The organism is Delftia sp. 60, from assembly GCF_002754395.1.
Taxonomy (GTDB): Bacteria; Pseudomonadota; Gammaproteobacteria; order Burkholderiales; family Burkholderiaceae_C; genus Comamonas; species Comamonas acidovorans.
This window is the reverse complement of the sequence record NZ_PEFD01000001.1, coordinates 3,530,081-3,556,498: the sequence shown is the minus strand read 5'-3', so window position 1 is coordinate 3,556,498 and position 26,418 is coordinate 3,530,081. Positions and strand designations below refer to the sequence as shown.

Annotated in this window: 36 protein-coding genes; 14 read left to right on the top strand and 22 right to left on the bottom strand. The window is 61.8% G+C overall.

Going from position 1 to position 26,418, the window contains the following annotated elements:
* Positions 1–125: 125 nt before the first annotated feature.
* On the bottom strand, positions 126–605 hold the full coding sequence (locus CLV01_RS16125; protein ID WP_099733819.1) for an Lrp/AsnC family transcriptional regulator: 480 nt from the start codon (positions 603–605) through the stop codon (positions 126–128).
* Positions 606–1,266: 661 nt separating this feature from the next.
* Between CLV01_RS16125 and CLV01_RS16120 the strand changes: the two genes are divergently transcribed.
* On the top strand, positions 1,267–2,757 hold the full coding sequence (locus CLV01_RS16120; RefSeq protein ID WP_099733820.1) for a GGDEF domain-containing protein: 1,491 nt from the start codon (positions 1,267–1,269) through the stop codon (positions 2,755–2,757).
* A 32-nt stretch (positions 2,758–2,789) separates the two neighbouring features.
* Here CLV01_RS16120 and CLV01_RS16115 read toward each other — a convergent pair whose 3' ends face one another.
* Positions 2,790–4,610, bottom strand: coding sequence for a methyl-accepting chemotaxis protein (locus CLV01_RS16115; protein ID WP_013802673.1), 1,821 nt, complete (start codon positions 4,608–4,610; stop codon positions 2,790–2,792).
* A gap of 800 nt (positions 4,611–5,410) precedes the next feature.
* Between CLV01_RS16115 and CLV01_RS16110 the strand changes: the two genes are divergently transcribed.
* Complete coding sequence (locus CLV01_RS16110; protein WP_012205312.1) at positions 5,411–5,704, top strand: H-NS histone family protein; 294 nt, start codon at positions 5,411–5,413, stop codon at positions 5,702–5,704.
* 486 nt (positions 5,705–6,190) lie between these two features.
* Here the strand turns inward: CLV01_RS16110 and CLV01_RS16105 are convergent, their stop codons facing one another.
* Entirely contained in the window at positions 6,191–7,753 is a 1,563-nt protein-coding gene (locus tag CLV01_RS16105) for a methyl-accepting chemotaxis protein (RefSeq protein ID WP_099733821.1), read from the bottom strand.
* Complete coding sequence (locus tag CLV01_RS28770) at positions 7,743–8,036, bottom strand: hypothetical protein (protein ID WP_143290052.1); 294 nt, start codon at positions 8,034–8,036, stop codon at positions 7,743–7,745. The genes CLV01_RS16105 and CLV01_RS28770 overlap by 11 nt, the downstream gene beginning before the upstream one ends.
* 62 nt (positions 8,037–8,098) lie before the next feature.
* On the opposite strand from CLV01_RS28770, the gene CLV01_RS16100 reads away from it, so the two are divergent.
* Complete coding sequence (locus CLV01_RS16100) at positions 8,099–9,274, top strand: GGDEF domain-containing protein (protein WP_232240334.1); 1,176 nt, start codon at positions 8,099–8,101, stop codon at positions 9,272–9,274.
* Positions 9,275–9,383: 109 nt separating this feature from the next.
* On the opposite strand, the gene CLV01_RS16095 is transcribed toward CLV01_RS16100, so the two are convergent.
* Together CLV01_RS16095 and CLV01_RS16090 are read right to left on the bottom strand one after the other, a co-directional pair.
* Entirely contained in the window at positions 9,384–9,563 is a 180-nt protein-coding gene (locus CLV01_RS16095) for a CsbD family protein (protein WP_012205309.1), read from the bottom strand.
* A 131-nt stretch (positions 9,564–9,694) separates the two neighbouring features.
* Positions 9,695–10,099: an Arc family DNA-binding protein gene (locus tag CLV01_RS16090; protein ID WP_043820919.1), complete on the bottom strand. Its 405-nt coding sequence runs from the start codon at positions 10,097–10,099 to the stop codon at positions 9,695–9,697.
* A 182-nt stretch (positions 10,100–10,281) separates the two neighbouring features.
* On the opposite strand from CLV01_RS16090, the gene CLV01_RS16085 reads away from it, so the two are divergent.
* Positions 10,282–10,674: a hypothetical protein gene (locus tag CLV01_RS16085; RefSeq protein WP_034392958.1), complete on the top strand. Its 393-nt coding sequence runs from the start codon at positions 10,282–10,284 to the stop codon at positions 10,672–10,674.
* A 24-nt stretch (positions 10,675–10,698) separates the two neighbouring features.
* On the opposite strand, the gene CLV01_RS16080 is transcribed toward CLV01_RS16085, so the two are convergent.
* Positions 10,699–12,000, bottom strand: coding sequence for a UDP-N-acetylglucosamine 1-carboxyvinyltransferase (locus CLV01_RS16080; RefSeq protein WP_013802678.1), 1,302 nt, complete (start codon positions 11,998–12,000; stop codon positions 10,699–10,701).
* Between the two features lie 141 nt (positions 12,001–12,141).
* Positions 12,142–12,618 (bottom strand): GNAT family N-acetyltransferase, encoded by a 477-nt coding sequence (locus tag CLV01_RS16075; protein ID WP_099733822.1) that lies wholly within the window; start codon positions 12,616–12,618, stop codon positions 12,142–12,144.
* Between the two features lie 271 nt (positions 12,619–12,889).
* Here CLV01_RS16075 and CLV01_RS16070 point away from each other — a divergent pair, with 271 nt between their 5' ends.
* From CLV01_RS16070 to CLV01_RS29835, 3 genes are all read left to right on the top strand, one after another.
* Positions 12,890–13,093, top strand: a complete 204-nt coding sequence (locus tag CLV01_RS16070; RefSeq protein WP_099733823.1) for a hypothetical protein — start codon at positions 12,890–12,892, stop codon at positions 13,091–13,093.
* Positions 13,094–13,365: 272 nt separating this feature from the next.
* Positions 13,366–14,418, top strand: a complete 1,053-nt coding sequence (locus CLV01_RS16065; RefSeq protein WP_257221585.1) for a linear amide C-N hydrolase — start codon at positions 13,366–13,368, stop codon at positions 14,416–14,418.
* A 542-nt stretch (positions 14,419–14,960) separates the two neighbouring features.
* On the top strand, positions 14,961–15,857 hold the full coding sequence (locus tag CLV01_RS29835; protein ID WP_306563448.1) for an IPTL-CTERM sorting domain-containing protein: 897 nt from the start codon (positions 14,961–14,963) through the stop codon (positions 15,855–15,857).
* An 80-nt stretch (positions 15,858–15,937) separates the two neighbouring features.
* On the opposite strand, the gene CLV01_RS16055 is transcribed toward CLV01_RS29835, so the two are convergent.
* A complete protein-coding gene (locus tag CLV01_RS16055) occupies positions 15,938–16,216 on the bottom strand; it encodes a hypothetical protein (RefSeq protein WP_099733826.1) in 279 nt (92 codons plus the stop codon).
* Positions 16,217–16,526: 310 nt separating this feature from the next.
* Between CLV01_RS16055 and CLV01_RS16050 the strand changes: the two genes are divergently transcribed.
* Together CLV01_RS16050 and CLV01_RS16045 are read left to right on the top strand one after the other, a co-directional pair.
* Positions 16,527–16,946 carry a hypothetical protein gene (locus tag CLV01_RS16050; protein ID WP_099735130.1) on the top strand — a complete coding sequence of 140 codons (420 nt, stop codon included), beginning with the start codon at positions 16,527–16,529 and terminating at the stop codon, positions 16,944–16,946.
* Between the two features lie 46 nt (positions 16,947–16,992).
* Positions 16,993–17,517, top strand: coding sequence for a phospholipase D family nuclease (locus tag CLV01_RS16045; RefSeq protein ID WP_043821141.1), 525 nt, complete (start codon positions 16,993–16,995; stop codon positions 17,515–17,517).
* A 397-nt stretch (positions 17,518–17,914) separates the two neighbouring features.
* On the opposite strand, the gene CLV01_RS29185 is transcribed toward CLV01_RS16045, so the two are convergent.
* The 5 genes from CLV01_RS29185 to CLV01_RS29915 all read right to left on the bottom strand — a co-directional run bounded on the left by CLV01_RS29185 (position 17,915) and on the right by CLV01_RS29915 (position 20,667).
* On the bottom strand, positions 17,915–18,136 hold the full coding sequence (locus CLV01_RS29185) for a hypothetical protein (protein ID WP_180288412.1): 222 nt from the start codon (positions 18,134–18,136) through the stop codon (positions 17,915–17,917).
* A gap of 294 nt (positions 18,137–18,430) precedes the next feature.
* The gene (locus tag CLV01_RS16030; protein ID WP_257221331.1) at positions 18,431–19,570 is read right to left on the bottom strand and encodes a hypothetical protein; all 1,140 of its coding nucleotides are present in this window, start codon (positions 19,568–19,570) and stop codon (positions 18,431–18,433) included.
* A 331-nt stretch (positions 19,571–19,901) separates the two neighbouring features.
* Positions 19,902–20,027, bottom strand: a complete 126-nt coding sequence (locus CLV01_RS29600; protein ID WP_257221330.1) for a hypothetical protein — start codon at positions 20,025–20,027, stop codon at positions 19,902–19,904.
* The gene (locus CLV01_RS16025; RefSeq protein WP_143290053.1) at positions 20,024–20,419 is read right to left on the bottom strand and encodes a hypothetical protein; all 396 of its coding nucleotides are present in this window, start codon (positions 20,417–20,419) and stop codon (positions 20,024–20,026) included. Before CLV01_RS16025 ends, CLV01_RS29600 begins: the two co-directional genes overlap by 4 nt.
* Positions 20,344–20,667 (bottom strand): phage tail assembly chaperone, encoded by a 324-nt coding sequence (locus tag CLV01_RS29915; protein ID WP_180288411.1) that lies wholly within the window; start codon positions 20,665–20,667, stop codon positions 20,344–20,346. The genes CLV01_RS16025 and CLV01_RS29915 overlap by 76 nt, the downstream gene beginning before the upstream one ends.
* Positions 20,668–20,712: 45 nt before the next feature.
* Between CLV01_RS29915 and CLV01_RS29175 the strand changes: the two genes are divergently transcribed.
* On the top strand, positions 20,713–20,886 hold the full coding sequence (locus CLV01_RS29175; RefSeq protein WP_180288410.1) for a hypothetical protein: 174 nt from the start codon (positions 20,713–20,715) through the stop codon (positions 20,884–20,886).
* 6 nt (positions 20,887–20,892) lie between these two features.
* On the top strand, positions 20,893–21,084 hold the full coding sequence (locus tag CLV01_RS29170; protein WP_180288409.1) for a hypothetical protein: 192 nt from the start codon (positions 20,893–20,895) through the stop codon (positions 21,082–21,084).
* Positions 21,085–21,411: 327 nt separating this feature from the next.
* Here CLV01_RS29170 and CLV01_RS29165 read toward each other — a convergent pair whose 3' ends face one another.
* Complete coding sequence (locus CLV01_RS29165; RefSeq protein ID WP_180288408.1) at positions 21,412–21,576, bottom strand: hypothetical protein; 165 nt, start codon at positions 21,574–21,576, stop codon at positions 21,412–21,414.
* A gap of 108 nt (positions 21,577–21,684) precedes the next feature.
* Between CLV01_RS29165 and CLV01_RS29595 the strand changes: the two genes are divergently transcribed.
* A complete protein-coding gene (locus tag CLV01_RS29595; RefSeq protein ID WP_257221329.1) occupies positions 21,685–22,173 on the top strand; it encodes a site-specific integrase in 489 nt (162 codons plus the stop codon).
* Positions 22,161–22,322, top strand: a complete 162-nt coding sequence (locus CLV01_RS29590; RefSeq protein WP_257221328.1) for a hypothetical protein — start codon at positions 22,161–22,163, stop codon at positions 22,320–22,322. Before CLV01_RS29595 ends, CLV01_RS29590 begins: the two co-directional genes overlap by 13 nt.
* A gap of 210 nt (positions 22,323–22,532) precedes the next feature.
* Here CLV01_RS29590 and CLV01_RS16005 read toward each other — a convergent pair whose 3' ends face one another.
* Both CLV01_RS16005 and CLV01_RS16000 read right to left on the bottom strand, forming a co-directional pair.
* The gene (locus tag CLV01_RS16005; RefSeq protein WP_099733833.1) at positions 22,533–22,802 is read right to left on the bottom strand and encodes a hypothetical protein; all 270 of its coding nucleotides are present in this window, start codon (positions 22,800–22,802) and stop codon (positions 22,533–22,535) included.
* On the bottom strand, positions 22,799–23,077 hold the full coding sequence (locus tag CLV01_RS16000) for a hypothetical protein (protein WP_099733834.1): 279 nt from the start codon (positions 23,075–23,077) through the stop codon (positions 22,799–22,801). Before CLV01_RS16000 ends, CLV01_RS16005 begins: the two co-directional genes overlap by 4 nt.
* A 111-nt stretch (positions 23,078–23,188) precedes the next feature.
* Here CLV01_RS16000 and CLV01_RS28765 point away from each other — a divergent pair, with 111 nt between their 5' ends.
* On the top strand, positions 23,189–23,725 hold the full coding sequence (locus CLV01_RS28765; protein ID WP_143290055.1) for a hypothetical protein: 537 nt from the start codon (positions 23,189–23,191) through the stop codon (positions 23,723–23,725).
* A gap of 138 nt (positions 23,726–23,863) precedes the next feature.
* On the opposite strand, the gene CLV01_RS28760 is transcribed toward CLV01_RS28765, so the two are convergent.
* The 5 genes from CLV01_RS28760 to CLV01_RS15980 all read right to left on the bottom strand — a co-directional run bounded on the left by CLV01_RS28760 (position 23,864) and on the right by CLV01_RS15980 (position 26,081).
* Positions 23,864–24,301, bottom strand: a complete 438-nt coding sequence (locus tag CLV01_RS28760; RefSeq protein ID WP_143290056.1) for a hypothetical protein — start codon at positions 24,299–24,301, stop codon at positions 23,864–23,866.
* A 73-nt stretch (positions 24,302–24,374) separates the two neighbouring features.
* Positions 24,375–24,881 carry a hypothetical protein gene (locus CLV01_RS15995; protein ID WP_099733835.1) on the bottom strand — a complete coding sequence of 169 codons (507 nt, stop codon included), beginning with the start codon at positions 24,879–24,881 and terminating at the stop codon, positions 24,375–24,377.
* Positions 24,878–25,348, bottom strand: a complete 471-nt coding sequence (locus tag CLV01_RS15990) for a lysozyme (RefSeq protein ID WP_099733836.1) — start codon at positions 25,346–25,348, stop codon at positions 24,878–24,880. Before CLV01_RS15990 ends, CLV01_RS15995 begins: the two co-directional genes overlap by 4 nt.
* Positions 25,345–25,641 (bottom strand): hypothetical protein, encoded by a 297-nt coding sequence (locus tag CLV01_RS15985; protein WP_034363937.1) that lies wholly within the window; start codon positions 25,639–25,641, stop codon positions 25,345–25,347. Before CLV01_RS15985 ends, CLV01_RS15990 begins: the two co-directional genes overlap by 4 nt.
* Before the next feature lie 68 nt (positions 25,642–25,709).
* Positions 25,710–26,081, bottom strand: coding sequence for a hypothetical protein (locus CLV01_RS15980; protein ID WP_099733837.1), 372 nt, complete (start codon positions 26,079–26,081; stop codon positions 25,710–25,712).
* Positions 26,082–26,418 lie beyond the last annotated feature (337 nt).

The following is a 26,418-nucleotide window of genomic DNA, read 5'->3' as shown; positions in this document are numbered from 1 at the left end:
AAAGGCCCCCTGTTTGTACGGGGGCCCACAACAGCATAGGAGGGCCGCAAGGGACTGCCTACCCGGCAGTTTCACTAGCAGATGTCAGAGACCCGACAGTGGTTGCAAGGGCTGCAGCGCGCCCCTCAGGCAGCGGATTCGCCCGGCTGGCTCAGGGCCGCCGTCGTGCGCCGGTCGATCTTGCGGCTGAGCACCACCGAGGTATAGGTCTGCTGAATGCCGTCGATCAGGCCGATGCGGTCCAGCAGCGCATCGAGCTTTTCATTGCTCTCGCAGCGCACGAACACCATGTAGTCGTACTGTCCGCTGACGGCAGAGACCTCCTCGACCTCGGTGAAGCGGTTGAGCGCCTGCATGACCGACGTGGCCGTCTTGGGCTGCACGCGGATGCCGCAATACGCCCGCACGGCAGACTGCTCCACGCGTGCGCCCAGGCGCACGCCGTAGCCGGCGATCACGCCCTCTTGCTCCAGCCTGGCAATGCGCGCCACCACCGTGGTGCGCGCCAGATTCATCTGCCGAGCCAGATGAGCGGTGGAAGCCCGTGCATTGGTCTGCAGCAGACGCAGCAGCTGGCGGTCGGTTTCATCAAGACGGTATTCCATGCGGTTCCCTGGATTTCAACGGCAAGCACCCATGGAGGCTGCCCGGATGTGGTTCCACATTTCGGCAGAGATCTCCCCCAATCCGGCGATTTTATGCGTTGCGCATCGTCGTTCTATCGACAGGAGCTGCACATTTCCTGGTACCGCGGCGGCTGGAACGCCTCTCCAACCCTCGCCGGACGGCAGCCGCCCCAGCTGGCACCACCAGCTCTTGGGATATTCATCAGAAACAAAAGTAACTAATTACAAATTCTTGATGCAATAGGACGCAGGGACCACGCAGGGACCTGACTACGGAACCGTATGAATCATTAGCATGCACCCCATCTTTCCTTCACAAAAGCTGCTCCAGGCGCACCGCTGCCACTTGCGGCAGTGCTGATCGGGCTTACCGGCGCCTGCGAAACGCTTTCATAGCTGCCGTATGCAAGATGGATCAGTACTTGCAAATACATGCATTTCCGCTAGATTGGCCCCGCAGGCGTAAATTTTGTGTACTCAAGTTACCCCGCACCTCTTGTCTGATCTGCCCCGAGGAGGATTTCCTGTTCCCGCTGCCCGCCGGGCCGCTCGTTCACCACCATGACAAGGGCATGGCCGCCATGCCCGACGAACGCGCGCAGAGTCCGGTGCCTCCATTCGGTCTCCACAGGGGAGACATATGTCACATCGCGCCGCATCCGGAGATCCGTGGAGCCTTCCACAAGCTGCAACGCCCTGGCGGGACAGCTTTGTGCTGGGCGGGGTGCTGTTCCTGTGCTCGGCCGTGGCGCTGGGCCTGCGCTCTCCGGGGCATCTGTCGTCCCTGTGGCTGTCCAACGCCCTGCTCCTGGGCTGGATGCTTCGCAGCCCTGCCTACAGCCATAGACACGGCTGGACGGCTGCCGCCATTGCCATGGCGCTGGCCGAATGGCTTTCCGGCAGTCCGCTGGACCAGACCCTGTGGCTGACCTTTGCCGACCTGGCCGCCGTGGCCTGCGGCTGGATGATGATGCGGCGCCTGCCCCAGCGGGTGCAGCAGATGCGCTCCCCTTCCTCGGTGCTGCACCTGGTGATGTGCAGCCTGCTGGTGAGCGTGGTCGGAGCCGTGCTGGGCTCGGCGGGCATGCACCATCTCATGCATTGGCCCTGGCAGCCCATGATGGCCATGTGGTTCAGCAGTGAGTTGATGCACATGACCCTGTTGCTGCCTGTGCTGCTGAGCCTTCCGGCAAAGCTGGAGCCGCTGTCCTGGCGCAGCCAGCCATTCAAACAAACGGCGCAGGCCTTGCTGCCGCTGCTTGCCCTGGCGATTTCCGAATCCATTGCCATCTACCTGGGCGGACCAGGCGCGCTGTCGCTCACCATGCCGGCCATGCTGCTGTGCGCCATGCGCTATCGGCTGTTCGTGGTCGCCCTGCTCAACCTGGTCAGCTGTGCCATCAAGCTGGCCACGTTTTCCCATGTGTTGTTCAGCTCGCCCGGCACCGAGCTGGAGACGACGTTCTCCTTCCGCCTGGGTCTGGCCATGCTGTCGATCGGCCCGCTGGCCGTGGCCTGCACGCTCATGGCTTTCAAGGACATGCTCAGCAAGCTGCGCCATGCAGTGAACCACGATGCGCTGACCGGACTGCTGGCACGCACCAGCTTTCTGGAGCGCGCACAGCGCACGCTGGAGCGCCTGCAGCGCGAGCGCCAGTCAGGCGCCATGCTGATGCTCGACCTGGACCACTTCAAGCACATCAACGACCGCCATGGCCATGCCGCCGGCGACCGGGTGCTGCAGGAAGTCTCGGCCCGCCTGTCGCAGGCGCTGCGCCCGCATGAACTCATAGGCCGCCTGGGCGGCGAGGAGTTTGCGGTGCTGCTGCCCGGTGCCGACTGCGTCACGGCCAGAGCCGTGGCCCAGCGGCTGTGCGAGGCCACGCGCGAAATTCGCATCGACATGAACGATGGCGCAGCCATCTGCCCCACGCTGAGCATTGGCATAGGCTGCACGAACATGGCCTACCCACCGCTGGGTTTGAGTGCCTTGCTGCGCATGGCCGATACGGCGCTGTACCAGGCCAAGGCCAGCGGCCGCGACCGCTACTTCGTGGCCGGCGAGCGGCCGGGCGAGGCCGACTCACCGGCCTTTGCCTGCGAGCATTCCGGGGGCGCCAAAGCGGCCTGACACCAGGCACCGCCTCGGCGTTTTGCCAGCGCTCAGCGCAGGCGGCGGGCGCCGTTTCCTTCGTCGAGCTTGAAGCCCGCCACGGCCTGCGCCAGCTGCACCGCCTGCTGCTGCAGCGACTGCGCTGCGGCCGTGACCTCCTCCACCAGGGCAGCGTTCTGCTGCGTGACCTGGTCCATCTGGCCGATGGCGCTGCCCACCTCGGCAATGCCACGGCTTTGCTCCTGGCTGGCGTTGCTGATCTCGGCCACCAGCGTGCTGAGCTTGCGCACGCCGTCCACGGCCTGGTCGATGGTGGTGCCCGCATTGCGCACCAGGCGGCTGCCCGTGTCGATCTGGCCCACGGAATCATCGATCAGCGCCTTGATCTCCCTGGCCGCCGTGGCGCTGCGTTGCGCCAGCGTGCGCACCTCGCTGGCGACCACGGCAAAGCCCCGACCCTGCTCGCCGGCGCGCGCCGCTTCCACCGCCGCGTTCAGCGCCAGGATGTTGGTCTGGAAGGCAATGGAGTCGATCACGCCGATGATGCTTTCGATCTTGCGGGCCGAGGCCTCGATGCCGCCCATGGTCTGCACCACCTGGCCGACGGCCTCTCCGCCCTGGGTGGCGATCTGCGAGGCGCTGGTGGCCAGCTCGCTGGCCTGGCGGGCATTGGCCGCGTTCTGCTGCACGGTTGCCGTGATCTGCTCCATGGCGGCTGCCGTCTGCTCCAGCGAGCTGGCCTGCTGCTCGGTGCGTGACGACAGGTCCTGGTTGCCACCCGCAATCTCTGCCGACGCCATGCGCACCGATTCCGACGACTCGCGAATGCGCAGCAGCACCGTGGCGATCTTGTCCACGAACTGGTTGAAGGACTGGCCGATCTGCGCCAGCTCATCGCGGCCGGCGGAGGTGAGGCGGCGGGTCAGATCGCCTTCGCCCGAGGCGATGTCCTGCAGCGCATCGCGTGCCACGGCCAGGCGGTTGAGCATGCGGCGCAGCGCCACGGTCAGCAGCACCGCCGCGCCCAGCACGGACAGCACGGTGATGAGGGCGGCCACCTGCAGCAGCGCCCGCACCGAATCCGTGGCCTGTGCGCGGTCGATCACCACGGCCAGCGTCCAGGGCGTGCCCTCGACCTTGGCGGCGTAGAGCATCTGCGGCTCGCCATCGAGCACCAGATCGGCGCGGCCGCCCTGCTCGGCCAGGCGCTTGATCAGCGCGGCATCGAGTTCAGGGGCAATCGCGGAAGCGGGCTTGAGCGCCAGTTCGGGCTTGGCGTAGGCCAGCAGGCGGCCTTCGCCATCAATCAGAAAGGCAAAGCTTTTTTCCTGGGGACGGATGGCGGCCACTTTCCTGGACATGGCGGCCAACCGCACATCAGTGCCGACAACGGCCGTGATGGCGCCCGAGCTGCCGACCGGATCGACAAAGCTGATGGTCAGCTCGCCGGTGCTGGCATCGACATAGGCCGGCGTCACGCCCGGCCGGCCTTCGCGCACGGCCTGCTTGAACCAGTCGCGCTGGGTGCCGTCGTAGTTCTCCGGCATGGGATGGGTGAACACGGCGCGCTTGTCGGCATGGACGAAATAGGCGTCATCGAAGCCGCCAGCCTGCTGGCCGGCCAGCAGGAAGGGGATGGGGTCCGGCTGGTCCACCGCCTTCTTCAATGAGCCGGTGATGCGCTGCTTGTCCTGAACCCAGTCGGTCAGTGTGGATGCATGGGCCCGCGTGAGCTGGCCGATGTTTTCGTCGATATCGGACAGCGTGCTGCTGCGCGCCGTCCAGAAGGTGGCCATGGACAGCGCGAACAGTGCGGCCACGGTGATTGCTACGCAGATGAGGATCAGGCGGGCACGAAGTGTTTGAAACATGATGCGTAGTGAAGGCAAAACGAGGGCTGTGAATGCCCACCGAGCCTATCCGAGACGCATCGGCCGCCAGAGCTCGAAGAGTGCGTACTTGCCCTTGTAATTGCCTGCTTCTTGCTTGCGAAGAAGCCCGCTGGCTAGCCTCTTCGTGCAGGCACTGCATTGCTGGCAGCGCCGCCCAAGCTGCAGTTGTCAGCCTTTTGCAAGAACCAGTCACAAGCTTGAAGGATGCGTGCTATAGTGTCAATTTGTAACACAGACACTTGCCGCCCTGGCTGCGGGATTTTTCTGTCGCAAACGCCAGCGCCTTGATTCCAGGACCCTGCCGTTTGCGCCGCGCACCCTGTGTTTTTCCCTCCCTCATATTTTTGGGGTGCACCACGCGGCCTTTTCTTCCCTTGCATGGACTGCCATTGATCGAGAGTGGCTTCCCATCGGGGGCCGGCAGGGAGCCGGGCAAGAAAGTGTTTCACCTTGATACAAAAATGCCGATAAGAAGGCAGATCTGTCATTCAAGGGAAGAGAAACATGAAGCGATGCATCATCAAAGTGGCCGGCGCCTGCTACACAGCCCTGTTCCCCAGCACCTGCGCCGCTGTGGCAGACGCGATGGCCCGGTTTCCATACGCTACAAAAATCAGCGTCCGACTCGCCTAGACTCGGGCAAGATGGGAATCCGTTCTCAGACAGGTTCCAGGCAATACGCCTGTCGTCGTCCGGGTGTTGCGCGGCAGTGTAGGCTCACTTTGCCAAAAGTCTCCTAAGATTCCTTTATATTGGCAGATCAACATCCATTGATATACATGACTACCGACTACAAGACACTGCTGCAGCAGAAAGCCCATCTCGAAGCCCAGATCGCCGAAGTGCTCAAGACCGAGAAGTCCGGAGCCATTGCCCAGGTGCGCACCATCATCGACCAATACGGATTGACCGAGGCCGACGTCTTCCCTTCGTCCAAAGCCAAGGCTGGTGGCGGTTTCCGCGTGGTCGGCGTCCCCAAGTACCGCGACCCGGCCACGGGCGCAACCTGGACCGGCCGTGGCAAGCAGCCCCGCTGGATCGAAGGCAAGGACCGCACTCCCTTCGCCATATGAGGTCCGGCGCAGCCCGCCCCCTGGCAGCCGCCAAGCTGCGACAGAGCCCGCCAAGTGCGGGCTTTTTGCTGCCAGAAGCAACGGGTTAACCCTATTGCTCAGAAGTTACAAATTCTTCAATGTAGTGCAGATGCGTGAACCGATGGGTGCCGGCATGTTTCGGTACCCAAGCAATCACAACAAGGGAAACAGCAGGTATCACACAGGGAACTGTCCTACAGCCCTGCTCTCCAAAATCATGTTGGCCGCGCCTTTGCAGCAAGCGCAAGCCATGTGGATGCAACCACGCAGCGACAAAGTCCAGGCGGCCACTGGAGCGATCCGCAGCCACCACGAACCATTTTCCAGCCGGGCCAGGGAGACTATCTCCTCCCTCCCCTCTCACTGACTTACCCTGGCAGGCCCGCAAGGGCACCGGCTTTTCTCTTCAAGGACCGCCCTCGGGCGGTCCTTTTTTCTGCGTGTGTTATTGCGCCTTGGTGCTGGTCAACGCAAGGCTGGCACGGCATGGCCCACCTTGAACACGGCCACCATGCCCGACAGGCGCTGCGCCTGGTCGCTGAGGGCGGCGGCCGCCGCTGCGGACTCCTCCACGAGAGCCGCGTTTTGCTGCGTCATCTGGTCCAGCTGGCTGACTGCCTGGTTGACCTGGCCAATGCCGTCGCGCTGCTCCGTGGAAGATGCCGTGATCTCGCCGATCATGTCCGAGACCTTGCGCACGCTGCCCACGATGTCATCCATCACCTGGCCAGCCTGGGCCACCTGGGCCGAGCCTTCCTGCGCGGCATCGACCGAGGTGCTGATCAGCACCTTGATCTCCTTGGCGGCCTCGGCGCTGCGATGGGCCAGGGCCCGCACTTCACCGGCCACCACGGCAAAGCCGCGGCCCTGCTCGCCTGCGCGGGCCGCTTCCACGGCAGCGTTCAGCGCCAGGATGTTGGTCTGGAAGGCAATGGAGTCGATGACACCGATGATGTCGGAGATGCGGCGCGCGCTGTCGCCGATGCGATCCATGCTGGCCACCACATGGCCCACCACGGCGCCGCCGCGCTCGGCGGCCTGGGCGGCGCTGCCGGCCAGATGATTGGCCTGGCGCGCGGTGTCGGCCGCCTGGCCAACGGTGGCGGTCAGTTGTTCCATGCTGGCGGCCGTTTCCTCCAGATTGGACGCCGTCTGCTCGGTGCGCGAAGACAGGTTGTGGTTGCCCGCGGCAATCTCGGTGGATGCGGTGGAGATGGAATGCACGCTGTCACGCACCTCCGTCACCAGCCCGCGCAGCCGCGCCGCCATGCCCGAGACCGAGCGCAGCAGGTGGCCGAACTCGTCCTTGCGACTGTCATCGGCCGACACCGTGAGGTCGCCCTGGGCGATGGCGTCCGTCAGCTGCACGGCACGTTCCAGGGGGCGGGTGATGGCTCGCGTCAGCACCAAGGCCAGCGCCAGGCCCGCCAGAAGGACCACGCCCTGGACGATCCAGGCCAGCACGCTGGCCTGCTGCCGGGCGGCCTGGGCCTGCTCGCGGGCTGCATCGCGCTGGCTGCGCTGCAGCTGCACGAAGACTTCCAGCGAGTCCACGTAGCGGCCAATGGCGCCCAGGTACTGCTGCTGGACGAACTTGCGGAATGCCGCTGCATCGCCGGTCAACTTGATCTCGCGCGCCCGCTTGTTCAGTGCCAGCACCTCGGCGCGGATGGCGGCAATGCGCTCCAGCGCCGCCTTGTCGGCATCACTGGCGCCCTTGACGATCTCGGCCTGCAGCTTGGTGATCAGTGCCGAGCCTTCCTTGACCCGGCCGTCGAGCAGGCGGGTCAGTTCCTCATCGGTGGAGGCATTGCTGGCCAGAACCCGCTCGCCCGTGGTCTCCGTTGCGCCCTTCCATTGAATGGCCAGGCTGATGCGACTCTCGTACTCGGACAGCGTCTGCATGCCGTGGTCCATGGCGCGAGCCGCCGCAAACTGTGCCCAAAGCGATACCGCAAGCATCATCGCCAGCAAGCCGCCCAGCGTGCCCCAAAGCTTGGCGGACACGCTCCATTGATCAAATTTCATTCGTAGCACTCTCGTCGGAAAAACCGAATACAGGAAAGGTGAAACAACAGGCCGCGCACATCAGCGGCGACCGTTTTCCGGCGCAACGCCTTGCCATATCGGCATAGGCCACCAATCCGGAAAAGATGACCTGCTTTTTCGTCACAAATGCCCGGGACTTGAGGCCGCCGCACGGGTAGGCCCGATATTGCCAGCCGTGCACAACGCGGAACATGCGCCATGCGGCCGCAAGCGCCGTGGCAACGGATGCAAAATGGACCGGCGCTTCGGAATGCAGCACCATTCAATGCCGCAATCGCGAAGCTGTCGCCACCCGCACCTGCAAGTGCATAACACGCTGTGGATGTGTCACTCGATACCGATCGCCTCTATGTATTGATTGCGCCGCTGAGCATTTTGCTGCTCAGTTGCACGCTGGCCGTGTGCTGGCTGGTGCAGCGGCGCCAGCGTTACCTGCTGTGGATTGCGGGCGGATACGCCCTGGTTTCTCTGGCGCTGGCCTGGCAAAGCCTTGCACCCCGGGAAGAACTTCACCACTGGGCGGTGTTCACGGGCGCCATGTATCTGTTCGGCACCTGGTGTTTCGCGCGCTGCATGGCGGGGCGCTATGGCGTCTCGGCCCATCCCTTGCTGGGGCTGCTCATAGGCGCCGTCGTCCTGGCTGCGCTGTACTACTACAGCCGGGTCCAGGTCGATCTGTGGGTGCGCGTGCACTGGCTCAACACCGGCCTGGGCCTGCTGCAGATGCTGCCAGCGCCCGCCATGCTGCGGCGCCGGCCGCCTCAGGATTGGTTGGAGAGAATGCTCTACTGGTCCTACGTGGTGTTTGCCGGCTACACCGCTGCCCGGCCGCTGCTGGTGCTGGCCCTGGGCAGCACCGATCTCAATGAGATTGCACGCTCCACCTACTGGCTGGTGACCCTGGTCAGCACGCTGTCGTTTGCGCTGCTGTTCACCCTCATGCTGCTGGCGTGCACGGTGCGCGATGTCTTCACCGCGCTGCGCGAGGAGCGCAACCACGACTCGCTGACCAACCTGCTCAACCGCCGCGCCTTCCAGGAGGCTGCCGAACTGCGCTTGGCCGATCCGCACATGGCCCCGATCTCCGTGCTGATAGGCGACATAGACCACTTCAAGCGCATCAATGACAGCTGGGGACACGACTGCGGAGACCGTGTATTGCAGGCCGTGGCCCAGACCCTGCAGCAACACGTGCGCAACGACGATCTGGTGTCACGCTTTGGCGGCGAGGAATTCGTGCTGCTGCTGATGCGCACCACGCCCCAGGAGGCCGAGCGCGTGGCCCAGCGCATACGCGCCCAGCTCAGCGCGGACGGCTATGTGCTGGCGGCCGGCCAGCGGGTGACCATCAGCTTCGGCATCGCACCCGTGGCCGCCAACACCGCCTTGACCGATGCGCTGACGCGCGCCGACGGCCTGCTGTATGCCGCCAAGCAGGCGGGCCGCGACCGCGTGCATGTGGCCACGGACCCTGGCCGCAGGGTGCCGCAGGCCGTCTGAAACAGGAAGTGCGGAGCGCCTTCTTCGCACGCCCACTCGTCGAAATCCGTGGAAAAGAAAAAGCCCGCCAGGGTGTGGCGGGCTTGTTCGCAAAGGCAGGGTGAATGCCTTATTTTTTCGCGTCCTTCAAGACTTCCTTCACATCACCCAGCTTCTTCTGGGCCGTGCCTTCGACCTGCTTGGCGATGCCTTTGGCCTGTTGCTCGGGGCTGTCGATCAACTCGCCAGCCTTTTGCTGCACCTTGCCTGCGGCATCCTTGAGCGTGCCCTTGATCTGATCCGTGTTCATAGTTGCGTCCTTTGCTGCAAGAGCCTTCAAAAAGGGATAGGTTGTTTAACACCCAACGCAACGATACGCGTGAAAAACCGGGGCGCGCGACAGCGCGCTGCAACGATACGCGTGGTCTGAGGCCTACAGCCTCAGGTCTTCTTGCTGGTGCGACGGGCGGCCTGCGCGCCATCCCCCGTGGCCTTGGGCAAAGACGCAGCCTCACCCGCTTCGGAGCGCAGGCGCTTGAGGGCTTCGGTCACCACGGCCTCCTTGTGCGCCTCGAACAGGCCTGCAGCGGCGTCCTTGTGTTCTTGCAACAAGCGGCACAGGCGCGCGATTTCCTTTTTCAACTCCGCCACATCCAGGTCCGGGCCGGCCTGGGCCGTGTCGCCGGCTTCATCCAATTCGAAGCTGCGCCGTATGCGGGCAACGATTTCGGCATTCATGGAACGGTGGCCTGCCTTTGCCACTTCCGAGATGCGATCGCGCATTCCATCCGGGAAACGGACGATGAAGCGCTCCTGGGTTTCGCTGGGAAAGGGTTTTCGTTGCATTGGGCGATGGTACCTGCCAGATGCAAATTCAGATTCATGCCTAGTTGACATGATTCCAAGTTGGCATAACATTTGAATCGACCCGACCCAGGCCTGGGCAAGCCAGCACCCATGCCTATGCCCGTGCCGATGCTCGTGCGTACGAGCACTGAACCCCAGACCTATTGCGCAAGAACAGAACCATGCCGGACACAGACATGCCCGCCTCCGCGCGCCTTGCGCAGGCCCTCGCCAGAGCGCCCGATCCGGAGAGCCTGGCGACCGATGCGCTATGCCACATCAGCGCGGCGCTGAGCGTGCTGGAAATGCATGTGGAAAGATCCAACCGCGCCATGGTGGTCGGTGTCCACGACCTGCTGCGCAGCTACCACCTCAAGGCAGACCGGGCCGCTGCAGAGCAGCCGGTCGAGGCGCTGGCCAGCAGCGTGCTGCCGCAGATGTCAGCCGACCTTCAAGGCCTGCTGGAAATCATTGACCGCGTAAACGACGACGAGATGGACGACCCCATCCTCTATGCCGTGAGCTACCTGCTCAGGGCGGCCAAGAGATTCTCGGATGCGGCGCCGCAGGCATAGCGGCCTGCGCATCGCCGCCTGACCTCACTCCTCGTTGGTCCACTCCACCCGCGCGCCCAGGCTGCGCAGGTTCTCGACAAAGTGTGGATGCGCACGGCGAATCGGCGTGGCGTTGCGGATCTCCGATCGACCCTCGATGCTGCTGGCGACCATGAACAGCGCAATCGCCACGCGGATGATGTAGGGGCTCTCCACCACGGCCGGCGTCAGCGGATTGCCGCCAAAGGTGACCACGCGGTGCGGGTCCGAAGAAAACACATGGGCACCGAACTTGGACAGCTCGCCCGTCCAGCCCAGCGCGCCATCGTAGATCTTGTTCCAGAACAGCGCATTGCCCTGCGCATGCACACCCAGCGCAATGAAGATGGGCAGCAGATCCACCGGAAAGTACGGCCAGGGAGCGGCTTCCACCTTGGTGAGCACATTGCTGGTGAACGGCGTCTGCACCTTCAGCGGCCCCGAGCGCAGCGCGCGCGACCAGCCGTTCTTGTGCTCCACCTGCACGCCAAACTTGGCGAAGGTGCGGTCGATCAGCGGAAAGTTGTCCGGAGTGCTGTTGCGCACCTCCACATCGCCGCCCGTGATCGCACCCAGCGCGAGAAAGGTGGTGATCTCGTGGAAGTCTTCCTCGAAGGTGAAATCGCCGCCGCCCAGCGGCGCACCGCCGCGCACCGTCAGCCGAGAGGTGCCGATACCGTCAATATCAGCACCCATCATCACCATGAAGCGGCAGAACTCCTGCACGTGCGGTTCGCAGGCCGCATTGGTCAGCATGGACTCGCCCTGCGCAGCCACGGCGCACAGCACGAAGTTCTCCGTGGCCGTGACCGATGCATAGTCCAGCCAGTGGCGCACGGCCTTGAGCGGCGCGGCACTGTGGATCAGCAGGGAGCCGCTGGCGCGTTCCACCTCTCCGCCAAAGGAGCGAAAGATGTCCACGTGCGGATCGATCTCGCGCACGCCCAACGTGCAGCCCTTGACGTTGTCCTCCAGCCGCGCCACGCCAAAGCGCGCCAGCAGCGGCGGCACCAGCATGATGGAAGAGCGCATTTCCTCGGGCAGGCGGTGCGAGGACGCGTCAAAGCGCGTGTCGCGGTGGTGCAGCTGCAGCGTGCGCGTGGCCTCGTCCAGCTGCACCTCGCTGCCCAGCGTGCGAAAGATGTCGAGGATCTTGCGCACATCCGTGATGTCCGGCACGCCATGCAGCCGCAGCGGCTGATCGGTCAGCAGCGTGGCGCACAGAATCGGCAGCACGGCATTCTTGTTGGCGGAGGGAACGACGCGGCCGCGCAAAGGCGTGCCGCCGTGGACGATGAGATTGGACATGGGGTGCAGCGCTAGCAGCGATAGGACAACGCATGATTCTAGGGTTGCCGGGCTGCCCGCAGGCCTTGCGGCGGCAACGCACGCCCGCTGTTTCAACAGGTTTCGTATCCAGGCCGCCTACCCGACAACAAAGCGTCAGCCTCAGCCCTGCACTTCGTGCCCGTAGACGATGAAGCCCCGGTGCTCGGCCACCTGGTCATACAGCGCGCGGCCCGCCTCGTTGGAGGACTGCGTCTGCCAGTACACGCGGCGCGCTCCTGCCTGCGCAGACTGCGCATAGACCGCACGGATAAGCGACTTGCCAATGCCCTGCTTGCGCCGCCGCGCATCGGCAAACAGATCCTGCAGATAGCACACCGGCTCCAGCCGCGTGGTGCTGCGATGAAACAGGTAGTGCGCCAGGCCGACCAGCTCACCCTCGCTCTCCGCCACGAGCGCAAACACCGGCTCCAGCGGATTGAGGAAACGCTCCCAGGTGGCCTGTGTGATGCCTTCGGGCAGCGCCGTCTCGCCAGCGCGCCCATAAAAGGCGTTGTAGCCCTGCCAGAGAGGAAGCCATTGGTGGTGGTCCGCCTGTGTGACAGGCCGGATCTGAAGCGGAGGAACAAGGGACGACATGGAACTCCTGGCAAACAAATGAAATGGGGACCAGGAATTCTAGGCACGGCAAGCCTCCGCAAAGAGGCTTGCAGGCCACTCCTTGCACCCCTGCGAGGCCTGAGGACGCAGCGCACAGCGCGTCCGCAAAACACATACACGGCGTACAGGCGCGGCCTACATGCGACCTCAGCCTTGGCCCGCACAGAAACACCGCGCAACCAATTGAAATAGAGCCCATAGGAGAGCATGTATCCAGAAGCCTCTCCAAATCATGTGACGGAGATACAAGATGAGTCGAGTCGTTCCGACAGAAAGCTTCAACCCGGACCCGGATGCCCGCTACCACCGCAGCCTGCTGGAAGCCTTTCCCATGCGCGGCAACCAGCCTTTGCTGCTGCGCATGGAGTCGCGCTCGCCCCTGGGACGCCTGTACGCGCGGGGCTTGCGCGCCTTGCGGGCCGCATTCGCCACCGAACTGCCGAGAACCTTCTGATGCGACACCTCTTCCTCGTCTTTCTGTGGTCTGCCATCTGCGCCATTTCGTTTGCCGTGGCAATGCTGGCCAGCCCCATGCTCAGCCACGCCATCTGACCGTGCTGCCAGCGCGCGTGCCGTTGCCTTCGCCACGCCCATAAAACCATCGGCCATCGCCTTGGCCGTCTCCAATGCGGCTTTATCCGACTCTGGATGCAAATGCCTGCCGCCTACACTGCGCCAGTCCATTTGCTTACAAAGGAATAGCCCGTGAAGAAAAGCACATTGCAGATTCGTCCCGTTGTGGGCGCATTGCTGGTGGGATTTGCCGGGCTTGCAGCCCTTTCCAGCGCCTGGGCCTGTACTCGCCTTGTCTATTTGGGTGCGAATGGCCAGGTCGTGACGGCACGCTCCATGGATTGGAAAAGCGACATCGTCAGCAATCTCTGGGTACTGCCGCGCGGCATGGAGCGCAGCGGCAAGGCCGGCCCCAATTCCCTGCGTTGGACTTCCAGGTACGGCAGCGTTGTCACCTCGGGCTATGACGTGTCCACCACCGATGGAGTCAATGAGGCCGGCCTGAATGCCAACCTGCTATGGCTCGTGGAATCCCAATACCCCGCTTTCGGCGCAGGCAGCAAACCCGGCCTGACCATTGCGGCCTGGGCGCAATATGTGCTGGACAACTTCGCCACCGTGAAGGAAGCCGTCGCGGCTTTGGAGAAAGAGCCCTTCACCATCGTCTCCGACAACGTTCCCGGAGAAAACCGGCTGACGACGCTGCATCTCTCGATGTCCGACGCCAGCGGCGACAGCGCGATCGTCGAGTACATCAACGGCCGGCAGGTGATACACCACGGTCGTGAATACCAGGTCATGACCAACTCGCCGACCTTCGATCAGCAACTGGCCCTGAACGCCTATTGGAAGCAAGTGGGTGGCACCACCATGCTGCCCGGCACCAACCGGGCCGCCGACCGCTTTGCCCGCGCATCGTTCTACGTCAACGCCATCCCCAAAAGCCCGGACCCCAACAAGGCGCTTGCCAGCGTCTTCAGCGTGATCCGCAACGCCTCGGTCCCCTACGGCCTGAATACGCCGGAGGAGCCCAATATCTCCTCCACCCGCTGGCGGACCGTGTTCGATCACCAGCGCAAGCTCTATTTCTTCGAGTCGGCCCTGACACCGAATACCTTCTGGGTGGACCTCAAGGCACTGGACTTCAGCAAGCAAACAGGCAAGGTGCTCAAGCTAGACCTGGGACCGGATCAGGACCACACATTCTCGGGCGATGCCACGCGGAATTTTCAGGAATCGGCACCGTTTGATTTTCTTGGGTTGTGAGAGTCAACTTCAGGCACAGGCCATGGGCTCGCGCACTGCTGCCTCAATGTTGACTTCGCGTTGTGCTTTGCATAGGAAAACCAAAAATAGCATAGCTAATTGCCGTTGATTCATACCATGACGGTTTATTGGCATTCAGCTGGAAAATAAATCCAAAAAATAAAACCCAATAATCTCAAACTCAATACATTTGAATTTTCTATTGATTGATTTATATCAATATACAAACAGCATCATAACGGCTCCTACAAGCCTAAATCAAGTAATTCATCAATAGACAATATTCAGGCCATCACATAGCATCGCGCTCGCAAAATATATTCACCAAGGGATGAGGAAAAATGCGAGCAACGACACCCAATCAACAAAGATGGATCACGCATTGGCCTGAACTGCGCAAGGGCATATTGAATGCGCGTCTTCTGGCAGCTTGCGCTGCGTGCCTGGCCCCTGCGGCCTGGGCGGCGCCCTGCGTCAGTGGAACGGTGTACACCGCCGCTGGCGGACCCCAGGTTTGCACCGTACCTGCAGGCATCACGACCATGACCGTCACCCTCATCGGCGGTGGCGGCGGGGGCGTTTTCAGCTCATCCATGGTGACAGGAGGAAACGCCGCCGTTGGCACAGGCAGCTTGGCGGTGACTCCTGCCAACAACCTCCTGATCAGCGTCGGTGGCGGAGGCGCCACAGGAGGGCCTGTCGGCGCAGGGGGCGGTGGAAGCAGCAGCATCATCGACACATCCGCCCTCACCGTTCTGGCCGTGGCGGGCGGCGGAGGCGGCGCCGGCCGCAACGACACCGCTGGAGTTTCCGGTGGCAATGCGGGAGTGGGCGCAGGTGGTGGCAACGGCAGCAACGGAGCGATGGGCAACGCGGCACAACCCGGTGGCGCAGGCGGCACGGTGGCTGGCACGGGCGGGGCCGGTGGCATCGGCACCGACGGCACGGGAGGCGCTGGCGGCAGCACCAGCAGCAGGGACGGCAGCACGGCCACAGGCAATGACGGAGGCGGCAGCGGCAGCGGTGTGGGTCCTGCAGGACCAGGAGCCAGTGGCGCCAGCGCCGGCAGCATGGGCCCCGGTTTGGGCGGTGGCGGCGCTGGCGGCGGAGGAGCCGGCGGCTACAACGCCGGTGGCGGCGGCGGCGGCTACGGGGGTGGCGGCGGCGGCGGCGGGAACGCAGGCAACGCTGGCGACATAGGCGGCGCTGGCGGTGGAGGCAGCAGCTACGGCGCCGGAATCACATTCGCAGCAGCCACCAGCGGAGCCGGCATGGGCGGCGCAGGAAATTCGAATGGTGCGGACGGGTCCGTTCTGATCACCTTCGCGCCCCCAATCGCGTCAGCCCAGGCCATCCCCACGCTTGGCGAATGGAGCTTGCTGCTGCTGTCGGGACTGCTGGCCTTGGTCGGCGTAGCGAGGACGCGGCGCCAGCACTGAGGCATGCGCCGCCAGCGTTGATGCAGCCCCGACTCAAAAAACAAGGCCCGCAACTGCGGGCCTTTTCTTCGTCTGCGTGTCTACAGGCGGCGCGCGGCGATCTGCAGGCGCTCGGCCAGCGTGGGCTTTGCAGCCAAGCGCTCTGCCGTTCCCAGCACACCATCGCGGCCCGTTACCGCCCGCGCTATCAGTGCCGTGCCCAGCGCACCACTCACAACACGGCCCATGCCACTTTCCGCCCGTCGGGCGTGGCGCAGAGCCAATAGGCCAGCACCGAGCACCAGCCAGTGCTCTCCCGTGAATCCCTTGCGAGAGTCATCCCACTTGCGCAGGTCCTGGATCTTTTCTGAAATCGCCATTCATTGCTCCTGTTTCTTCAGAGCTTGCATGGTGCCCCGTCAGCGGGATGCAGGCTGTCGGTCCCTGAGCAAGATTCCGGTGGCGAGAGTCCTACGGGCGCGTTGTGGGGGGCCAGCCCTGTAGTCCAGCTCAATGCGCTCCCACTGGGGGCTTGCTTCTGTTCCTTGCTCATCCTGCCGAACGTGGCAGGCTTGGGACGGCACCGTCATCTCTGCGAGGCGGCTCGTCGGAGGCTGTCGCACAATGCGCCCGATCGTCTGGTAGCCTGTATGTGAACGGGGCGATATGCGCCTCCTAGAAAGGACCTGCATGCTTTCCAGAATTTGCACAGCTGCATTTGTCGCCTGCCTCACAGTCGTGCAAGTGCCAGCGATGGCTCAGGCGGATGTTCCCTCTACTGCGGTGAACTTCAAGAAAGGCATGTCGAGCGCCACCGTCCAGGGCAAGCTCCAAGGCAACAAGGTGGAGGCTCGCGACTACGTGGTCCGCGCGGGCGCCGGGCAGACGATGACCGTGCAGATGGAGACAAAATCCACCTCGACCTACTTCAACGTGCTCCCACCTGGTAGCGATGAAGCGCTGTTCCGCGGCGAAATGGCAGACGGGTCCAAGTGGACCGGCGTATTGCCCGCCAGCGGTGACTACCGTGTGCGAGTCTTCCTCAATCGTGCGGCCGCCCGGCAGGGCAAGTCGTCCGCGTACACGCTCAAAATTTCAGTCGTGAATTGAAGTGGCGCCGCGCCCGCAGACAGCGCGGGCGCAGCACTATCTGCGTATGAAAAACCTTCCTCGCATTGCACTGGCGGCTCTGCTCGCTCTGCCGATCGCCTCCTTTGCCCAGTCGAGCGTGCAGGTAGGGTTCTCACCCGAAGGTTCCGCCCGCAAGTTGGTGCTGGACACAATCGCCAGCGCCAAGACAAGCATTCAGGTGCTGGCCTATGCCTTCCAGGCTCCTGACATTGCGCAGGCACTTGTGGCTGCTCATCAGCGCGGCGTAGACGTGCGCATCGTCGTGGACAAGAAACGCAATGAAGGCAAGACGAGCAAGGCCGCGATGGACCTGGTCGTGCGCGGCGGCGTACAGCTGCGCACCAACGATCATTTCCACATCCACCATGACAAAGCAATGATTGTGGATGGCGATGCAGTAGAAACCGGCTCCTTCAACTACGCGCCGTCAGCCGAGACTGCCAATTCCGAGAATGTAGTGGTCATTCGCGGCATGCCTCAGGTCTCCCTGCAGTACGTGGCGCACTGGCAGTCTCGATGGGATCTTGGCGTTCCCTACAAACCACGCTGAATGTCAGGTGGCGTGCTGCCCAGTCTTAGCCGATACCGCAGCACTGGCTTACGAGCTGGCAGCTCCGTGAGCCGGCTTTCCACCTCGCCCTCACGCACTAGGTACTGCAATGCCCAATCAATTTCCCCCTTGCTGCAGCCCAGAACCAGGACCAGCTCGGAATGGAAGACCCATCGTCCGGGGGCCTGGCCCAGAAACCGCAGCAGCACGTCAGTGCCACTGCCCGGGCGACTGACGCCTTGAGGACGCGGATTGCTGCGCCGCGTGCCCTCTTCCTGCTGCCGGCCTTCCAACTGGCCAGCCATCCAATCCATGCAGTTCAAGCGGGTCCACCTTCTTGTTTTTGCATGTCGTCGCGGCTCATCTGCGCGGCCTTGGTTTCCAAGATGGTCCTCTTTCAAAAATCCAGAATTGGCGTGGCGTTGAGCAAGCCCTGCGCCCACAGCACAGCGGCGCGGTCGCGGGCATCAATGTTGACCACCTGGGCCATCGAGCGCGACCGCGCGCTGCAGGCGCAGATGGATGTGAAGCTGGAACTAGCCAAAGCACGCAAGCGCGGGCTGCGTTGGGCCACGGTCTTCGGCGCGGGCACGACCTGGTGCTGGTCGATGACCGCCACAGTGGCTGCACGCGGCCTTGCCTCGGCCAGCGCGGGCCTCCAGGCGCTGCTCGCGCCAGCTCGTGCGCAGCGTGGGGCCCATGCCCAAGGCCACCCCACCCATCATGATCCTGCGCCCGGCCGGGCCGGCCATCGGCGGTGCTCTGGGGGGTCTGGGGCATGCATTACCTCACGGATGGAGCCCCGTCGAGGCTGTCAGGCTTGGCACGACGTGCTGATGCCCGCGAACTGAGGCTTCACACTGTCAGCTGATAGCAAAGTGCGTTCGCCTACAAGAGAAGCCTCTCAGCAACCCTACTTTGTCGCGGCCAGTTGGCTGATTCTCTGCATTGCGTTGTAGATTTCGCCAGCCATATACGAAGAAATTACTTCACTGCTCACACCAGAAACGATGGCAGCGCTTCCCTTCTCAGCGGAAGCGCTCCAATGCAGATTAAACAAAAGCTCCTTCATATCGGCAGTCTCCATTACATCAGACATCAGCCCGTGAAATTCCGCAATGACCTCCATACGTTTCTCACCATCCTTCGCCAGCTTGCAAAGCTGCTGAAACCAAGATGCTCGACGCAGATATTCTAGGAATTCAAGTACTTCCGGTTGATATACACCCTCCTGCCCATCAACCAAGAACTCTTTCCCTGGCGCAAATGTATCACGATAACGGAGAAGCTCCTGTAGCTCATCAGCATTGATGTCAAAATCCAGCGCTGCCAACTTCTTGCGCGGCACTTTTAGCCAGCGTAGTTTCACTTCATGTACATCGCTCGCAATGCGTTGCGGAACCTGGCTCACACCCTTTTCATACATCTGGATATCCTGAACAAGGAGAGGGCGTTTCCCGATCAGGGAGGTTTTTGCCTCCTCACACGCGCGGATGATCCAGTAAGATTGATCCTTGTCTTTGGCACTGAAGCTCGTGGAACTCCGGGCAATGAACTGAATATTTTCCGCCATTTCCCAAGCCACCACCGCCCAATAGCGGTGATCTGTCAGCTTCTCTCGGGAAGGCGATTCGTCATGAATATACTCGTTCCATGGCCCGCTGGGCACAGCCCCAATCGCAGTAACTACTGCGGTTTTTTCACGGTTTCCCAACCATCCATAGCCATGAGCCTTGCCCCCCTCGAAAACACACAGAGCGTAGTCTTTACTGCTCTCCTCTGATTCAAAACGGACGAAGCTTCCATCTCGTACAAAAGAAGCCAGAGCCTCAAACTGTTCGGATACCTGTTTGGTTATTTTATCAACATCAATCTCATCAATTATCAGCAGAGTTTTTTGATATTTTCCATGCCAGCCAATAGCTGCCATTGCGGCATCCAACGGCATATCCTCGGTTATCCATCCCTTGTCCTGCAGAAGCTTGGAAATCTCCTTGCCTTGCTTCTTGGCAATCTTGATGTTGATTTCAGTCTGACGAAAAGCGATGCCCATTGCCAATTTCCTCTGAATATTTATCGCAAGCCTTGACACAGCTTCAGGCGCACGCATAAAACGCCCTCCCAGGCGCATGCGTTCAAGTTACGAACGCAGCTTCCCGCAGACGAAATATAGCCTCAGAGCACCCTCCGGAAGTTGACGCTTTGTCCAGTCATCACCCACTCGCAGATCTATTCTCAAGCGAAGTCAGCTATTCAGAACCTATCACTCCTCGGGCTCGAAGGAGTTCGACAACTTGGCTCTCAGTCATGCTGTACTTCTTGGCCGTCGCGGTGATGGCTTCAGGTGACATGGCGCCCCGCACAGCCGAAGCCCGACCGGCTTTCTAGCCCCGAGTGCGCTTCACTTCTGCGGTGTTGAACTTCACCAGTCCCTCGTCCACGTCCCTGATGTTGGGGTTGTCGGCCATGAACTCCTGGAAGCGCCGCTCCTTGTCCGTGTCGCGCTTCACAGTGTCCTTTTCCCCCGGAAGACGAGCCGGGGTCGTTTCACCAATGCCTTCTGCACCTTCACCGGGTCGTAGTCGTATTTGGCCTTGGCGTTGTCGGCACCAGGGGTCGGCACGATGCCCGCGCGCACACCGGGGATCTTGGTTTCCGAGATGGATGGGGCAGCCTCTCTTACGAGGGCTTCGCGGATACTGGTCAGCTCTCGCTTCTGCTTGAGGCTCTCGGCTTTCTCCTGCATGTTGAGCCCGGGTGCTGCCGCAGCGAGTGCGTCGGCCTCGGCTGCACGCTGGTCGGCATCTTCAGCTCGGCGGTCCGCTTTCAACTGCAGCTGATTGCGAAACTCGTCCTGGCTGTATTGAAAGAGCGCGCCGGGATTCTCCAGAGACTGCAGCATGGCCAATGTCTGTGGCCCGCATCAGAAGAACATGGCCTCAGCGGACATGCCGGCGCCCAAGATGGCGCCCGCCCCTGCGCCGCTGGCGGCCTGGGACTGCTGGTAGGCATTGGGCTGCTGATGTCGCGCAGGGCCTGCCGATAGGCACGCCACGCCTCTGGCACGGGATCGCCCGTCTCCTGGGCGCGCAGCGTCACCCAGTCGCAGGCGGCCACCCGCGGCCTGGCCAGGCTGGACAGTGATGGCATCGGCCTGGTGTGTTCAACTGCCAGGGCGTTGAATCGTTCGCTGGCGTGGACGCCTGCAAGCTGGCCGAAGTCTTCGCTGCCCGTGGCCCACGCAGCTCCACACCTCTGGCAGAAGAGCTGACTGCCGCTCTCAAGCTGGCCGGCAAGTCGGACAAGAAGGACTTCGTGATCGTCTTCACCGATGCGTACCCGATGACCGTGCGGCTGCCGCCAAGGTGATCGTGGATGCAGAACGACGATGAACTGACCTTCCTGTTCGTGCAGGTGGTCCACGACCGCGCCGCGACCGACTACCTGCGCGAGCTGGACGACAACCTCAAGGGCGCCAAGTTCGACATCATGGACGCCCAGACCGTGGCGGAGGCCGAGTCCTTTGCCAGCACCGCCGACCTCGTACTGGCCGCAATTGACGGTTGACTTATGGTCGATCTCATCCTGCTGACGTTTGTCGACATATTCGCCGCCGGCTTCTGGACCGGCTTCAAGTACAAGCGGCCCTCTGAATTGCTCAAGGCCATGAAGGCCTGGTTCAACTGACTCCCGTGCCCTGGCCAACGCCAGGGCCATCATGCTGGCGCCCTGCCCCAGGACGCCGCCGCGATGGAAAACTACATGACCCTCTCCGAGATCAGTGGCGTTTCTCCAATTTACAAGTTGCAAAAAACCAAGTGACCGGGCTGTCGTTGACCATTGTTGGCCGATCAACTCTTGCGCCTACGCCTCAGAAGAAGCCAATACTGATAGTCACTTGCAAGCGAACTGGACCTCAGCACCAGCGTACGATGAACCGATCGTGGATGGCTTTGCCGAAGAGCTTTGCACAATCATCTGCTTTCCCTGCTTGGAGCAAAACGCGGCGGCTTCTTTGAGAATCTCCACCTTGGTAGCCCTACCGTTGTAGGCCGTCATGTCCTCCTTCTCATACACATAGTTGCCTCCTCCCAAGTCAACGATGCCCGAATTAGTTGCGCAGCCAGCGAGAGAAGCGAGGGCGATGACACTGAGATCCTGCTCAACATGTGCGAGAAGACGCAGTGGCTTGGACGTGCGCCCATTCTCAGCAACTACCGGGAGCCAGCGGTTCGCATTCGTTTCCTGACCCGTCAGCAGGCCCGAGCCTTCATCATGGCCTTGTCTCAGGACTGGATGCGGGACATCTGCCGCTTTGCCCTTGCCACAGGCATGCGAAGCGCAGAAATCCTCACGCTGACCTGGGACAAGGTGGACCTCAAGCGCTCGACGGCGTGGGTCAGCGCCGATGCTTCCAAATCAGGTTCCGCGCGAGTGGTTCCGCTCAACAGCGAAGCGCTCGACGTGCTGAACGCGCGCCCCAAAGGCGTCAATGTCTTCACGCGGCCTACCGGGGCACCTGTGAAGCAGGTCGATGCGCGAGAATTCTTGCCCGGGCCTTCGCCGCAGCCGGTGTCGAGAATTTCCGCTTCCACGACCTGCGGCATACCTGGGCAAGCTGACATGTCCAATCCGGCACGCCCTTGTTCGTGCTGAAGGAGCTGGGAGGCTGGAAGACGCTGGAAATGGTGAAGAAATATGCCGACCTGGCGCCGGAGCATCTGGCCCAGTACGCAAACGCGGTCATGTTTTGGTCAGAGCAGACCCCCGACGACAAGAAAAAAGCCCCTACGCTTGTGGCGTAAGGGCTTTATTTCGTTGGTATTTAGTTGGTGGGTCCTGCGAGATTCGAACTCGCGACCAACGGATTAAAAGTCAGGCTCTCAAATTATAAAAATCAACGAGTTACACGACCATTTGGGAATATTCACTGAAACTAGCGCAAGCACAGATGCGCCCTACAGAGGCTTATTCCCGCACCCACAGCCCTTGGGACCGGCCTAACGGAAGCATGCCTAATCATCGAACTGAGAATGCAGACTGACTAGCCGCTGAGCCAGCGTCTCGGCGTCGTAGCGCATGGCATAGAGCGACGTCGTGCCGATGGAGACATGGCCGTACCAGATATGGAATCCATCGAGGCCCTGCAGAGACGCCTCCGCACAGTCGCGAATAGCTTCGGAAATCGTTCCGGACTGGAACTCCTCGACTTCAGCCTGGCAATGTAGAACGCGAGCCGTGTAGAGGCCGGGCTCTTCCTTGTCTATGTGCAGTGTGAGGATCATGGCTTTCGGCCTGGCACCAGCTGGATCGAGCCCATCCCATGCTGCCGCCGCGGCGAGATCCAGTAGACCCACAGACCCCGAGCCCACGCGCCGGCATAGATGATCGACACAGCGAAGATGCCCCACTGCTCGGCCTGCCAACTGGCATAGAACCAGAACGGCTGCCCCAGCATGCCGAACACGGGCGCCCACTTGCGCGAGCCCTCTCCCCGGGCCTGAGAGAGCCAGGCCGCCAGGGCGCCCAGCAGGGCAATTGCGATCTGATCGAAGCTCATGGCTGCATGGTACGTGTTGACGCCGTCACAAGCACCTCCCCTATATGGAAGAAATCGTGCCGCACTTCCACTTTCGAGCAAAATGAGCGGATGAATCCCCTCCGTGACCCCATGAACCCAGAGTGGCTCGCCTTTGCCCAAAAACGAGCCGCATACCATGAGGCGGGCCATGCAGTAATGGCAATGGCACTTCGGTGCTATGTCGGATCAGTTTCGATCAAACAGGACATTGATGGCGGAAACACTGGGGTTATTCCTCCACAAGGCAGTTCGAAGATCTCACAAATTCAGCGAGTGCTCTTGGCGGCTGCTGGCGTCGGCGCAGAAAAGGCGTTCTTTCGTGGGAAAGATGATTCATTTGACAACGTAATCGTAGGGTTCGCGGGCGATCAGGGAAAGGCGGAAGTTGAGCTAGTAGAGCTAGGCCAAAGTGGCGCATTCGTCCTATACACTGAGTACGCATCTCAGATTCTGGGTAGTTCGAACTATTGCCAATTAGTGACCAAACTCGCGGAGGATGTCCTGCGAGAGTTTGAGATAACGGAACCGCAAAAACTCCTTGCTCTCTCGAAACGAGTGCCTCCGCTCGATGACCTGACGGTCGAGGCATGCCACATTGCAGTGGACATGGCTCGCCGATCTAGGTAGTGGGCAAAGGCCGCGTGCACACCATCAGCGCGGCCAGCAGCAGCACCTCGTAAGGCGCGACGGTTTCCGTAAAAGGGACTTGCCCATCCCCTCCGCAATCGGCCGCAAACAACAGGTCATCAACGCGGTTCTGATGCGTCAGTCAACATACCATCTCATCGGAAAGCGGAATTGGGAATTTGCTATTAATGATCCATTGCTGCGAGCAACGCCAGCTTGTGTGTATTGGCCTTGAGTATTAATTGTAAATTCGAGAGACTGCGCTGGCGTGAGTGAGTTGCCGAATTGAGTTCCTGGAATTGTATAAGTAGCCAACCCTCTATCTCCTATACAAACAACCGAATTATTTGTCTCTCTCCCAAGGGCAGTAATAGAACAACTTATCTGCCACTCATGCTCAGGAAGAATCACTCCAACTTTCACAGCGGCCCCATTTGATACAGCATTGCGCAACGCTTGCAATGATCCATCAATCGCAACTCCATTTCCGTCATGGGAATAAATGAAATTCCAAGCATAGGAATTAGTTGCAGACACAGCAACCACAAGTGGCAGAAGCAGGTTTTTAAATCTCATAACACAAATTCCAAATTATTAATAAATATACATTTTGCACCCGCAATTGTAACTTAGTACTTACAAAACCACATCAAGGCGGGCTTGTTGCACCGACGAATGTTGATATAGGGATCACGGGCCAGGCGGCGTCGAGGGTTTGGACATCAGCTGCGTGCCCTGCAGCTTTTGCTGCCATGTCCCCATACGCTGCGCGGCAGTCTTCAAATACGACTCCGAGGGCAGCGGCGTACTCAAGGACGGCAGCAGGGGGAGCGCTGGCAAGTCGGCGGGCGGCATCTGCGGATTGCTCGCGCAGGCCGTCAGCAACAGCGCGCAGCTGGTCAAGATCACGGCGCAGCAGCGCCTCGCGGTCACGGGCGGCATTGAGTGCTCCTTGGTACTTCGTGTTCATGGCCTGCTCGGCCTGGCGCACGCGGGCGTCGGCCGCGCGCTGCGCGGTGCTGGTGGCCAGCTGCTGGGTGGCGGCTTCCAGACGGGCCTCGGCCAGCTCGGTGCCCAGGCGCGCGCCCTGGAGCTGCCACACCAGCGCAGCGGCCACGGCGGCGGCACCCAGGTGGGTGTAGAGCGCGGGGATCACGACAGCCCCCTTTCGCAAAGCTGCCGCTCAGCTGCGCGGCGATTGACCAGGCCCGGCAGTTGCTTGCCACCCGCCCAGGTCCAGCGGCTCAGCTCCGCGCACGCGCCTGCCATGTCGCCAGCATTGGCCTTGCGTGCCAGCGTGCTTCCGCAGAACGCCCCATTGCCCACGTTGAACGCAAAGCTCAGGAATGCGGCCTTCTGACCGTCCGTCATGGGCTGTCGCACGCATTCCAGCGCGGCCGTGTGCTTGAGCAGATCCTTGTAGAGCATTTCCTCGCACTGCTCGCGCGTGAACGTCTGGCCCATGGCCAGCTCTGGGCCAGTGTGCCCAGTGCAGGCGGTGATGATGCCGATGGGGTCGCGGTATGTGGCCTGCACCGCGCCCTCGTACTTGGCAACCAGAGGTACAGCCAGTGCCGCAGCGGCCGCGCCAATGGCGGCGATCAGCTTTGCCTTGTTGCTCATTTCAGGTGTCCTTTCAGCGCCGCCCAGAAGCCGAGGCACGCGGCGCAGGCTGAAGCGATGTAGCCCAGCGGCTTCGCAGCCTTGCCGATCCAGTTCAGGACGCGGAAAGCGCCCTGTGCGGCCCGGAAGACCTCGACCAGGTCGGCCGTGTTCGCCCGCACCTGCTCGGTGGCCGCCGTATTCGCGGAAAGCTCCCGCTCCATGCGAGTCATTCGCGCGTCCCCCTCATCCAGTCGCGCATTGATCGCCGCAGCTGTCTGCGTGTTGATGGCATCGCCGTAGTCGTCTTGCATTGGCCCTCCTCCGGGCTGTTCGGGCATGAAAAAACCCGCCGAAGCGGGTTGGTGTTGGTAGGGGTGGATCAGAGCGTCACAGCGAGACCGAAAGCGGTATCGAGCGATTCCGGCGTGCCGCCGAGCTGCGCCCAAAGAGCGGACAGAAACGGGTTGTGCCGCTCCCAGGTGTCCGCCTCGTACTCGATCTGAGCCGCGCGCCTGTCGGCGCCATCGGGCATTGCGGCAATGGCTGCCTCTGCGGCTTCGAGCAGGCCCAGCATCAGCAGCGCGAGCCGGCCCTGGCGACGAGTGCAGGAGATGTGCGCCACCGAAGGCGTGGGCTCGTACTGCTCGGCCGCTACGCGCCAAGCGCCTTGATGCAGCTGCTCCGCAACCTCGGGCGTTGCGATGATCGTGTTTGCGACGGTGCCGTCTGTGTTGAGTATTTCGATACGCATAATCACTCCACGGGCTCGTAAATAAGATAGGCATATGCACCACCACCGATCCCGGTGAATGTCTGCGAATACCCGGCGCCTCCACCTCCGCCGTAACCGCCATGCGCCATTGCTACCTGGCTGGACTGAGGGCAATTCGCACCGCCAGCGAATGGACCGGCCTGCCAAGAACTCGCTTGCACTCCACCCTGTCCAGGACTACGACTCGCGGGTGGAGAAGGAACGATTCCAAAATCTTCAAAAGCTATATATGGGATAGAAGTCAAACCGCCATCCGATCCAACACACCCACCAGAAAATACCCCAGCAGCATTAACAGAGGCAGACCGCCCAAGAC